The sequence below is a fragment of the Bradyrhizobium sp. Ec3.3 genome, assembly GCF_000472925.1.
Taxonomy (GTDB): domain Bacteria; phylum Pseudomonadota; class Alphaproteobacteria; order Rhizobiales; family Xanthobacteraceae; genus Bradyrhizobium.
In genome coordinates, this window is sequence record NZ_AXAS01000036.1 from 95092 (window position 1) to 106189 (window position 11098).

Below are 11098 nucleotides of genomic sequence, written 5' to 3' on the forward strand. Positions count from 1 at the left end.
GATCCCGTTGCGTCGGCCGGGCAGGATACCGAAGTGACGCTTGCTCACGCCCGTGCCGCCGCCTGACGCTGCGCGGGCTCATGCCATGATCACCACGCGACGAACATTCCTCGCCGGCGCAGCGCTGCTCGCCGGCACCGCCATGCGCAGCCGCGCGAAAGACATCCCTGCGCCCTCGCCCGACCAGCTTGAGCGTATCACGGCATTCTTCGACAACGAGGTCTCGGCCCACCGGCTGCCGGGTGCGATCATCCTGGTTCAGCAGCACGGCAAGCCGCTGTATCTGAAGACCATCGGCGTGCGCGACGTCCGGACCGGCCTTTCCATGACGCCGGACACGATCTTCTCCATCCATTCCATGACCAAGCCGATCACGAGCTTAGGGGCGATGATGCTGATCGACGCCGGCAAGCTGTCGCTGTCCGATGCCGTCTCCAAATACATCCCGGCCTTCGCCAGCGTGAAAGTCGGGCTCGACACGCCGGCCGCCGAGCGATTGCATGTGCTCAAGATCGTGGCCCCGATCCGGCCGGTCACCATTCAGGACCTCATGCGGCATACCTCCGGGATCACCTACGGATATATCGGCGGCGAGCTGATCGAAGAGGCCTATATGGCCGCGAACATCTTCGAAGGCCATTTTGACAACAGGGAGTTCGCCGAGCGCATCGCAAGACTGCCGCTGGCGCGCCAGCCCGGCACGCTGTGGCGCTACGGCCACTCGACCGACGTGCTCGGCCGCGTCATCGAGGTCGTTTCGGGGCAGGCGCTCTACCAGTTCCTCAAGCAGAACGTGCTCGATCCGCTCGGCATGACCAGCACCAAGTTCGTGCTGACGACGCCCGACGAGTTCAAGCGGATGGCGCGGCCGCTGCCGAACGACACGATTCTGCTCGACGCCGAGCGCGACCGTCTCGCCCATCCCGAATGGGAATCCGGCGGCGGCGGCCTGCTCTCGACCATCACCGACTACGGGCGCTTTGCGCAGATGCTGCTCAACGGCGGCGAGCTCGACGGCAAGCGCTATCTCAGCCCCGCCACCTTCAAGGACATGACGACGGATCACATCGGGCCAGGCTCGGGCGTCGATCGCGACTACTTTTATTTCCCGGGTGACGGCTTCGGCTATGGCTACGGCCTTGCGGTGCGCACCGATCCGGGCGATGCCAAACCGCCGCCGCCGGGCTCGATCGGCGAATTGAAGTGGGATTCCGGCAGCGGCACCTATTTCGGCGTCGATCCCAAGCTCGACATGGTCTACGTCATGATGCAACAGACCCAGAACGAGCGCGGCCGCATCACGCCTGCCTTCAAGGCCCTCGTCTACGACGCCTACCCTCCCGGGCTACGCCGCCCGTGAGGCGCGCTGTCCGATCGTCGTCAGCAACTCTTTGATCTCGCCCGCGGGGCGCGCCGCGCTGAACAGGAATCCCTGAACCTCGTTGCAGCCTTCCGCGCGCAGCCAGTCGAGCTGGTCCTCGGTCTCGACGCCTTCCGCCGTCGTCGTGATGTTGAGGCTGCGGCCGAGCCCCGAGATCGCGCGAACGATGGCGACGCAGTCGGGGCGCTCCGCGAGATCCTTCACGAAGGAGCGATCGATCTTGATCTTGTCGAAGGGAAAGCTGCGCAAATAACTGAGACTGGAATAGCCTGTGCCGAAATCGTCCATGGAGATGCCGACACCGAGCTCGCGGAGCTGGTGCAGAGTGGCGAGGTTTGCGTCGGTCTCGGCCAGGAAAATCGACTCCGTGATCTCGAGCTCGAGCCGCTTCGGCGCCAGGCCCGATCGTGCCAGCGCCGAGATCACGACCTGGACCAGGTTGCGGCTGCGGAATTGCGCCGGCGAGAGGTTGACCGCGACCTTGATCTCGCGCGGCCATTTCACCGCCTCGCTGCAGGCCTCGCGAAGCACCCATTCCCCGAGCTGGGTGATCAGGCCGATGTCCTCGGCCACCGGGACGAACTCGGCCGGCGAGATCATGCCCTTGTCCGGATGACGCCAGCGCAACAGCGATTCGAAACCCGAGATGCGGTCGGAAGCGATCGAGACCAGCGGCTGGTAGTGCAGCTCGAATTCGCCATTGGCGAACGCACGCCGCAGGTCGAGCTCCATGTCGCGCCGCCGCTGCGCCTGCAGATCCATCTCCTTCTCGAAGAAATGATGCACGCCGCCGCCGTCGGACTTGGCACGGTAGAGTGCCATGTCGGCATTGCGCATCAATTCCTCCGATGTCACGCCGTCGCCGGGCGACAGCGCGATGCCGATGCTGGCGCCGATCACCAGCTCCAGGCCGTCGATCTCGTAGGGGGCGCTCAGCATCTCGATCAGGAGGCTGGCGCAAGCGCTGGCCTCGTTCGGCGACACGTCGGCTGCGAGGATTACGGCGAACTCGTCGCCGCCGACGCGAGCGGCAAGGTTGGCGCCGCGGATCGCGATCGCCAGGCGCTCGGCGACGTGTTTCAGTAGACGGTCGCCGATGGGATGGCCGAAGGAATCGTTGATGGTCTTGAACAGGTCGAGATCGATGCAGAGCACGCCGACCCTTTTGCCCCCGGCCTGATCGAGCGCCAGCTTCAGGCGTTCCTGGAAATGCTCCCGGTTCGCCAGATTGGTAAGCCCGTCATGATGGGCCATGTAGGCGATGCGCGCCTCGGCCTTGCGCCGTTCGGTGATGTCAACCACAGCGACCAGATAACCGTCGCGGCCTTCGAACGTGACGCGGCGGCCGAAGGTCAGGACCTCGATCTCACTGCCGTCGGCGCGCAGGTGCCGCCAGTTGCGCGAGGAGTGATAGGTGTCGCCAAGGCGCTGCAGCGCCTCGGAGTGGCTGTCCCATTCGTCGTGCGGCCAGATCTCCAGCAGGCTCATGCGCAGGAAGGCGTCCCGGTCGTAGCCATAGTGCTGGACCGCGGCGTCATTGACGCCCAGGAAGCGCTTCGTCTCGGCGTCGAACACCCACATCGGCATCGGGTTGTTGTCGAACAGCAGCCGGAACGATGCGTCGCGCTGCTTCAGCGCGGTGACATCGGAGATCGTGAGCGACACGACGTCGGCAAAGGCGGTGGCGCAGAGCCGGAGATGGCGTCCATCGTGCTCGATTTCGCGCTGCTCGCTGCGGCCGCCCGAGACGGCTGCATGCAGAAGCTCCACGACGCCGGGTGTTCCAAGGATCGTGCCGCCCTCTCCGAGCCGGCGCCATAACAGGCTTCCGCTCTCTGCCTTCAGCAGCACCTCCGCGCTTCTGTTGTGATGCACGATCTGGAAGTCGAAGGCCCTCGCATCGGCATCGCGCAGCGCTGCCAGCGACACCACCGCATCGTCGGTCGCAGAGAAGATCGCATCGAGGAGATTATATTGCGCGCCGCGCTCGTTGACGTAAGTCCCGATCAGCATGGCGCCCCAGCGCGAGGCGGTCGGCAGCGCCAGCACATCGTAGGTCCTGACCATGCCGTCGCGCACGCAATGTGCGCGCGCATGATGCGGGCGGCCGTTCCGCAGCGCGTTCGCCGCGACTTCCGTAAGCGCAGTTGCGCAATCGGGCGCCAAGGCTGCCACCGGAACGTCCCAGCGCTCGTCGCCGAGCCATGTCTGCACGTAGCGTCCACTGCGCGACAGTTCGAGCGCACCGTCGGCCCGAAGCAGCGCGATGTGGTCGGCGAGCCGCCCGAGGCTGCCGAGCATCACATCCTCGTAGCGCGGCAACCGTTCGCCCGGTCGTAACGCAGCGTGCCATTTGCGCTGAAGCACCGGGATGTCGCCAAACATGTCGGTGGCCGGCTTGCCCGGCATCTTCTTCGCGGCACTCATTGCAGTCCCCAACGCTATCCCAATGCATCCAAGGCAGGCGCACTTAATGGCGTGTAAAAGGTTTTTGCCTGCGGCGCTCGAAGGGCGATTATGACAGTTTTAAGTCAGGCGATGGTTAGTGCGCATTAGCGACTGTGACAGTTCGTACGCGCTTCAGTCCGGGCGATGAAGTGTACGGGATGACGGGTGGCGTTGGTGGCGTCCAGGGATCGCTTGCCGAATTCACCGCAGTGGATGCAGACCTGCTGGCGCTGAAGCCTGCCAATCTCAGTATGCGGGAGACGGCCGCCCTGCCCCTCATCTTCATCACCGCCTGGGAGGCCTGGCCGACCGGGCCAGAATTTCACCCGGCAGCAAGGTCCTGATCCACGGCGGTGCCGGCGGCGTCGGTCATATCGCGATCCAGCTCGCACGTGCGTCCGGTGCTGAGGTGTATGCCACCGGCTCCAAGGCGCAGCGAACGTACATCGAAAGTGTCGGCGCAACCTTCATCGACCGCGACGATATTGTGGAGGCTTACGTTGCGCGGCACACGGCAGGGCGCGGTTTCGATCTCGTCTACGACACCGTCGGCGGAACCGTGCTCGACACCTCGTTCACTGCCGTGCGCCGCTTCGGCCATGTGGTGAGCGCGCTCGGCTGGGGCACGCATGCGCTCGCGCCGCTGTCGTTCCGTGCCGCAACCTATTCCGGCGTGTTCACGCTGCTGCCTCTGCTCAGCGGCGAGGGCCGCGCGCATCACGGCGAGATCCTGGCGGAAGCGACCCGCCTTGCCGAAGCGGGCAAGCTCGTGTCGCTGCTCGATGCCCGCCGCTTCACGCTTCAGACCGTCGCGGACGCCTACGCGCTGATCCGCGACCGCGATGCAAAGGGCACGCTAATCGTCGGGCCCTGAGCCGATGACAATCTCGTCGCGCTTCATGGTCCCGCGCCCTTCCGAGGCCGGGTAGGCTGCCGCCCGCTAGTCCTCGCTCGAGGCTGCCGACCGGTTGTTCAGATAGGCCTGGGACAGCAGGAAGAACAGCGCGCGTTCACCCTGATACTTGGCCGCCGGACGGGTGCGCTCGAAGCCATCGGCAAACAGCTTGCCTGACTGGTCGCAAACCTGCCACCGCCAGCCAAATCGCTTGCGTCTCGTTAGGACCACTTCGAACATGCCGATGGGTTGCGCCCCCTGCTCGTTGCCGGCCACGCGAGGCGAAGACAGACGACCCGCGCATCCGGCCCCCTTGGACGGATGCCAGAGATATAACGCAGCAGGAGCGAAAGAGAACAAAATTGATTATCGGAATTGCGTTGCTGGTGCGGTGTTTCCCCAGGCCTTGCGCCTGAAGACGATTTTGGTAGCGCTTTCGCACGCGCATGCAAATCGGAACTCACGCCTGGAGGTGCGGTGAGGAGAGACTCACCGGTCATCCAGGCCAAAATCTCAGCCGCCGACTCGCGCCTGCAAATGCGCGGGATAACGATTGCCCTCGCTTCGAGACGGTATAGCTTTCGCGATCGCGCCGAGCGGTCGACGAGCGCCTGGCCGGCATTTCGTGCGCTGGATGAGAAGCGGGCGAGGTAAGAAGGCTTCGCTGTCCCGTTCACACTGAACGCGTCAGCGCGCGACGACTTCGACTTCGCCGTCGACGCCGTTGACGACGTTGAAGCCGCGCTCATAGACCTTGCCCTCGTTCTTGGCGATGGCGCGGTATTCGCCTTCGGAGAGCACGACCTTCGGGAAGGCGCCGATCGATTCCTTGATCACGTCGCCGCCGGGGGTGAGCACCGACCAGGCGGTGTTGGCGAGCGCCTCGCCGCCCTTGTCGCTGACGAGTTTCAGCGTGATCACGGCGGCGCGGTGGGTGATGGTCACGTCGGTGAGCTTGCCGGCCTGCACGCGGATGTCGGAGCGCACCACCGAGTTGGCGTCGCCGTAGTTGGAGATGATGTAGTACGTGCCCTCCGGCAGCAGCACGACGTCGCCGGCGGCAACGTTCGGCACCAACGAGGAGCGCTCGCCGCCTTCGAACTGGCTGCCCTTGTAGATCGCGAACGAGATCTGGTTCTGCGGAATGCGACTGGTGCCGACGCGGCCCTCGATGCGCAGGCCTCCCGCCGGCAGCACGAAGGCCTCGCGGTCGGTCTCGGCTTTCAGGCTCACCGTGCGCACGGCGCTGACGAGACCGAAGGCCACGTGCACGACGTAATTGCCGGGCGGCAGCACGATGTTGGGCGTGGCGTTGCGATCCTCACGGATCAGCTTGAACGTGCCGTTCTCGTCGGGGCGGTCGGCAAACACCCGCCACACCAGCCCGCTGGTGATCGGCGGCAGATCCTTGCCGTATTTAGCGGTCAGCGACAGCACGGCCTGGCCGGGCGCAGCAGCTCCCATGGGCGCGGCCGGCGGGACGGTCGCGACCGAGGGCGGGATGGTGGGAGATGCCGGCTGCGTCAGCGTCGGCGGCAGGCTCGGCGGCGCCGCGCCCGGGCCCGAGGGCGGCGCGAGGCTGACGGCCGCACCGGGATCGGGCACGGCGGCCGGTGGCACCGGCGGCGGGCGGTCGGAGAACAATTGCGCGTGAGCGGCGCCATCGCCGAGGAAGCAGGCAAGCAAAACGGCCGGCAGCAGCCATCCGCCGCGCCGCCACCGTCTGATGCCGTCACCCCCGAAAATCATGTACGTGCTTTTCACCGAAAACGCGGCAAATTCAAGCCACCGGAACCCCGGGAAACACCTGTTTCTGGAACGGGCGGAACCTCAAATGGTTAGTCTTGCGGCAACCAGCCATCGCCATACTCCTGCCCAGTGCCCTCCCCAAAGCGGCATAAACCATGCTTCGCTGTGTTTCTGGCGGGGCTGGATCGCGGTGCCTAGTCTGGTTAGCGTCAGTTGGGTCGTAGGAGATCTTCGGTGCTGGATATGTTGAAGGGTCGCGGCGCGAACGGCTCCAACGGTGCGAACAGCGAAAAGGTGGGGCTCGGCAGCATTCGTCGTCCGGTCATCGGCCTTGCGCTCGGCGGCGGTGCGGCGCGTGGCTTTGCCCATATCGGTATTTTGAGAACGCTGCTCGCCAACGGAATAGTGCCGAACGTCGTGGTCGGCACTTCGATCGGCGCGGTAGTCGGCGGCGCTTATGCCTCAGGTCATCTCGACACGCTCGAGGACTGGGCCCGCAGCTTCCAGGGCGTGCGCAACATCCTCTCCTATCTCGACATTCGCCTCAATGGCTCCGGCCTGATCGGCGGTGAGAAGCTCGCAACCCGACTGGAGGCAGCGATCGGCCAGACCCTGATCGAGGATCTGTCGATCAAGTTCGCCACGGTCGCCACCGAAGTCCGCACCGGCCACGAGATCTGGCTGACTCGCGGCCGCATGGTCGAGGCGATGCGCGCTTCGTACGCGCTGCCGGGCATCTTCGCGCCGGTGCTGATCGGCGACCGCTGGTTGGTCGACGGCGCGCTGGTTAACCCGGTGCCGGTCTCCGCGGCGCGGGCGCTGGGCGCGGAAATCGTCATCGCCGCAAATCTTTCCAGCGACATCTTCACCCATTCCACGACCATCTATTCACACGGCGCGATGGCCGCCCCGGTCGAGCCGGCAGCAACCGAGGACGCGGCGGCCAAGGACGGCGCCAAGGATACCACCAAGCGGCGCTTCCCGAGATTTTTCTCGCCCGAGCGCACCGTGAAGCGCGAGTTCTTCGGCGGCGGCGGACGGCCCGGCATCTCCTCGGTAATGGTGGATGCCTTCAACATCATGCAGGACCGCATCACCCGCGCGCGCCTTGCGGGCGATCCGCCGGACATGCTGATCACGCCGCGGGTCGGCCAGATCGGCTGGTTCGACTTCCACCGCGCCGACGATCTGATCGCCTTCGGCACCCGCGCCGCCGAGCGCGCGATCGACTCCATCCAGGAGGCGATCCACGTGCTGGCGCCGGCGCCGGAAGGCACCGCGCCCAAGACTGACCAGAACAAGACTGATCAAAACAAGGCCGAGAAAGTCAGCGAATGAGGCTTAGGCCGTCTTGATGTAGTCGCGCAGGGCTTCCTGCTCGGTCTCGTATTCGCGCACGCGCCATTTGACGATGTCGCCGATCGAGATCAGGCCAACCACCTTGCCATTATCGATGACCGGCAGATGTCGGAACTTGCCAGTGGTCATCATCTCCATGATCGCGGAGACCGTGTCGGTGTCCTTGCAGGTCACGACCTTCCGGGTCATGACGCTCGAGACCGGCTCCTCCAGCACGCCGGCGCCCCGCTCGCCCAGCACGCGCACGATGTCGCGTTCCGACAGGATGCCTTCGAGCCGGCTCTGATTCATCACCAGCACCGCGCCGATCTTCTTCTCCCCGAGCAGCTTGATTGCGGCCGACATCTTTGCGTCGGGCTCGACGGTCATGATCTGGTGGCCCTTGGTGTCGAGGATAGAACGTACCGTCATTGCCGCCTCCCTGAATCCTACCCGGCCCTCTAAGCTTGGGCCGGACTTGTTCGCGAGTCTTCAACTAACAGTCTCAATGCCGGTTTCATTCTCAGGCGCTGCGCGAAGCAGGGCCGCTACCGGCTTGTCGCATCACGACATTCTTCGCATGCGATGATGGATGAAATCGCCCCATCCCGCAAGCGTCGCTTCAAACGCGGTCTGAAATGTCCTGTGATGACGCATCTGCAGCATTGGGGCGCGCGCGCGGCACGGGATCGAAAAGCGAGAACAGCAGAAGGCCTGCGAAGAAGCCGCCGATATGCGCCTGCCAGGCGACGGTTGCGCCCTCGGTGTCGACCCCGATGGCCCCGATGCCGAAGATGATGTTGACGCCGAACCACACCGCGAGAAAACCCATCACCCGCCCGTCCCGCAGCGCCCGCGACAGCGGCAGCGCCGGCACTTTTGCCGCTGTGTCGGCATCGCTACGGCTGAAGGACAGGAAGCTGCCGCGCACGAACGCAAAGCGGATCGCGGCCGCCATGGCGCCGGATACCGACGCCGACGCCCCGATCATCGGCGCCACCGCATGCTCATGGGTGAGCAGATGGGCAAGCGCGCCGGCCGCCGCCGTCACCGCCAGGAACAGGTAGAAGCGCACCGGCCCGAAGCGCCGCGCCAGCGCGCTGCCGAACGGCAACAGCCACAGCACGTTGAAGCCGAGATGGGTGAGATTGGCGTGGAGCAGAGAATAGGTGACGAAGGTCCATACCTTCGCACCGGCGCCGCCGGGGATCGCCAGGTTGAGCAGCGAAGAATCGTAGCGCTTCGGGATGAAGCCGAAGACGTCGATGGTCCAGTTTTCGAGTTCAGGCGGCAGCAGCACCCGCAGATGGATCACCGCCAGCAGCGCGATGTAGGCCGTCAGCGCGCCCGGCAGCGTCAAAACCGGCTCGCGCCGCGCGTCCTGAAGTGCGGCCGGTTCATCCGGCGGAGAATTTGGCGGGGCGTCCAAGGGATTTTTGGCTTTCAAAGCGCGAACAGTGCGACAAGCGTGGAGATAGTCGCCTTTGCCCACCCCGTGCAAGTGCACAAAAGGAAAAGGGAGGGCCCTGGGAAAGCCCTCCCTGTCCGTGTCGGCCTTCCGGGACTTGGAGGAAAAAGGTGTATCCCCACCCCTCCCCACGGCCCGTGACCAAACTGTTTGACGCCTTGTGTACAGGCCCCGCCGAGAACCTGGAGTAAAGCAGCGCGGCTTGCGACCACGGCGACCATAGCAGCCGCGCGAACGGGTTAAAGCCCATCGTTAATTTAACGTTAACGACGCAAAGGCCCGTCCCTGGGGGCCAAAAACGCGCCTGCGGCATGGACGCTGCAGATCCGCTCCTGCACAACAAAGAAGGGGACCCGAGGTGCACTGAAGCGGGACAAGTCTGTCCCACGACGTGCAGCCGAGGGGCGAGCGTAGAGTCATGAAACATCCGTCAAGCCGCGAATTCTTCGCCTACTGGGACGACAAGCGCGGCACCGCGCGGGCGCCTGACCGTGCCGATATCGATCCGGCCGCCGTCCGCGGGCTGCTCGGCGACATCTTTGTCCTGTCCTGCGAGCCGACGCTCGGCTTCCCCTTCCGCGTCGCCGGCACGCGCGTCTGCGCACTCGCCGGACGTGACCTCAAGGACCAGAGCTTTGCCGCGCTCTTTACGCGCGAAAGCCGCACCGAGATCGAGGAGATCACTGCCATCGTCGCCGAGGAGACGCTCGGCGCCATCGCCGGCCTCACCGCGACGCGGCAGGACGGAACGCGCGCCCATCTCGAGCTCTTGCTGCTGCCCTTCAACGCGCGCCCGCATACGCCGGTCAGCGTCACCGGTGTGCTCGCCCCGTTCGACGACGAATATGGCGCGCTCGGCGAATTCGCCCTCACCTCCTGGCGCTATCTGCACCAGCCGGAGAAGCTGTTGCCTCGCGCCATCCGCAAGCTGCAGATCGCGCGCGGATTGATGGTATATGAGGGGCTGAGATAAACGCCCGCTTCGGGCGCGCGGGAAACAACGTGCAATCACATTGGCGCCGCGCCAAGCCCTCCGATCTGCCGGCGATCATCGCGATCGCGACGGCCATCCATCCCGATCTGCCGGAGCGCGCCGACGTCCTTGCGGAGAAGATGAGCTTGTTTCCGGAAGGTTGCGGGGTGCTCATCGCGGGCGACGATGTCTTTGGCTACGGCATTGCTCATCCCTGGACGCTCCACCGGATTCCGCCGCTCGACGACTTCCTGCAAAGACTGCCGCTCGCGCCCGACTGCCTCTACGTGCATGACGTCGCGGTGATGCCTGCCTCACGCGGCAGTCGCGTCGCGACATCGTACATCGAGATGCTCGTACGCCTGGCGCGCGCGAACGGAATCGAACATCTCGCGCTCGTCTCCGTCTACGACACCTCTCCGTTCTGGGCGCGCCATGGTTTTCGCGTGATCGCGCCCGACGCGGCGTCGCGCATCAAGCTGGCGTCCTATGGCGAAGGCGCGAGATACATGATCCGCGATCTCGATCAGCGCGGTTGAACGGCGCCTAAAGCGGGATGGGGTTAGGTTGAATCGATTTGGGATTGAACGAAGCCGCTGTCGCGGCATGTAGGGAGCCATAGCAAGGATTGCCTCCTGTCTGAGAGGATTGCGGGTTTTCAAAGCCCAACCCTTCAGACAGGAGGTTTTCCGATGGCTGAGATCAGCCCACTTCGCCGCCGCATGATCGAGGACATGACGGTCCGCAATCTGTCACCGGCGACGCAGCAATCCTACCTCAACGCCGTAGCGAAGTTGAGCCGGTATTTCGGTCGCTCTCCCGACCGCCTTGACCTGGAGGATATCC

At 64.8% G+C, this 11098-nt stretch carries 10 protein-coding genes and 1 pseudogene; 6 read left to right on the top strand and 5 right to left on the bottom strand.

Going from position 1 to position 11098, the window contains the following annotated elements:
- Window positions 1-85 precede the first annotated feature (85 nt).
- Complete coding sequence (locus YUU_RS0129695; RefSeq protein WP_027525649.1) at window positions 86-1360, top strand: serine hydrolase domain-containing protein; 1275 nt, start codon at window positions 86-88, stop codon at window positions 1358-1360.
- On the opposite strand, the gene YUU_RS0129700 is transcribed toward YUU_RS0129695, so the two are convergent.
- Entirely contained in the window at window positions 1346-3808 is a 2463-nt protein-coding gene (locus tag YUU_RS0129700; RefSeq protein ID WP_027525650.1) for a bifunctional diguanylate cyclase/phosphodiesterase, read from the bottom strand. The two genes, YUU_RS0129695 and YUU_RS0129700, sit on opposite strands and share 15 nt — an antisense overlap.
- A 146-nt stretch (window positions 3809-3954) precedes the next feature.
- Between YUU_RS0129700 and YUU_RS52085 the strand changes: the two are divergent.
- Window positions 3955-4703 (top strand): annotated as a pseudogene (locus tag YUU_RS52085) (zinc-binding dehydrogenase); the annotation flags it as partial.
- A gap of 66 nt (window positions 4704-4769) precedes the next feature.
- Here YUU_RS52085 and YUU_RS0129710 read toward each other — a convergent pair.
- On the bottom strand, window positions 4770-4964 hold the full coding sequence (locus YUU_RS0129710) for a hypothetical protein (RefSeq protein WP_027525651.1): 195 nt from the start codon (window positions 4962-4964) through the stop codon (window positions 4770-4772).
- Between the two features lie 447 nt (window positions 4965-5411).
- Window positions 5412-6473, bottom strand: a complete 1062-nt coding sequence (locus YUU_RS0129715) for a hypothetical protein (protein WP_027525652.1) — start codon at window positions 6471-6473, stop codon at window positions 5412-5414.
- Between the two features lie 234 nt (window positions 6474-6707).
- On the opposite strand from YUU_RS0129715, the gene YUU_RS0129720 reads away from it, so the two are divergent.
- Window positions 6708-7811 carry a patatin-like phospholipase family protein gene (locus tag YUU_RS0129720; RefSeq protein WP_027525653.1) on the top strand — a complete coding sequence of 368 codons (1104 nt, stop codon included), beginning with the start codon at window positions 6708-6710 and terminating at the stop codon, window positions 7809-7811.
- Window positions 7812-7814: 3 nt separating this feature from the next.
- Here YUU_RS0129720 and YUU_RS0129725 read toward each other — a convergent pair whose 3' ends face one another.
- Window positions 7815-8243 (bottom strand): CBS domain-containing protein, encoded by a 429-nt coding sequence (locus YUU_RS0129725; RefSeq protein ID WP_027525654.1) that lies wholly within the window; start codon window positions 8241-8243, stop codon window positions 7815-7817.
- A 190-nt stretch (window positions 8244-8433) separates the two neighbouring features.
- Window positions 8434-9240, bottom strand: a complete 807-nt coding sequence (locus YUU_RS0129730) for a rhomboid family intramembrane serine protease (protein ID WP_027525655.1) — start codon at window positions 9238-9240, stop codon at window positions 8434-8436.
- Window positions 9241-9697: 457 nt separating this feature from the next.
- Between YUU_RS0129730 and YUU_RS0129735 the strand changes: the two genes are divergently transcribed.
- The 3 genes from YUU_RS0129735 to YUU_RS0129745 all read left to right on the top strand — a co-directional run.
- Entirely contained in the window at window positions 9698-10252 is a 555-nt protein-coding gene (locus tag YUU_RS0129735; RefSeq protein ID WP_027525656.1) for a PAS domain-containing protein, read from the top strand.
- Between the two features lie 29 nt (window positions 10253-10281).
- Window positions 10282-10791, top strand: a complete 510-nt coding sequence (locus tag YUU_RS0129740; protein WP_027525657.1) for a GNAT family N-acetyltransferase — start codon at window positions 10282-10284, stop codon at window positions 10789-10791.
- 153 nt (window positions 10792-10944) lie between these two features.
- Window positions 10945-11098: phage integrase N-terminal SAM-like domain-containing protein (locus YUU_RS0129745; protein ID WP_027525658.1), on the top strand; the 154-nt coding region annotated here is incomplete at its 3' end.

Excerpts from the sequence above, each read along its gene's own strand:
- YUU_RS0129695 (WP_027525649.1), top strand. The coding sequence starts at position 86 with ATGATCACCACGCGACGAACATTCCTCGCCGGCGCAGCGCTGCTCGCC.
- YUU_RS0129700 (WP_027525650.1), bottom strand. The coding sequence starts at position 3,808 with ATGAGTGCCGCGAAGAAGATGCCGGGCAAGCCGGCCACCGACATGTTT.
- YUU_RS0129710 (WP_027525651.1), bottom strand. The coding sequence starts at position 4,964 with ATGTTCGAAGTGGTCCTAACGAGACGCAAGCGATTTGGCTGGCGGTGG.
- YUU_RS0129715 (WP_027525652.1), bottom strand. The coding sequence starts at position 6,473 with ATGATTTTCGGGGGTGACGGCATCAGACGGTGGCGGCGCGGCGGATGG.
- YUU_RS0129725 (WP_027525654.1), bottom strand. The coding sequence starts at position 8,243 with ATGACGGTACGTTCTATCCTCGACACCAAGGGCCACCAGATCATGACC.
- YUU_RS0129735 (WP_027525656.1), top strand. The coding sequence starts at position 9,698 with ATGAAACATCCGTCAAGCCGCGAATTCTTCGCCTACTGGGACGACAAG.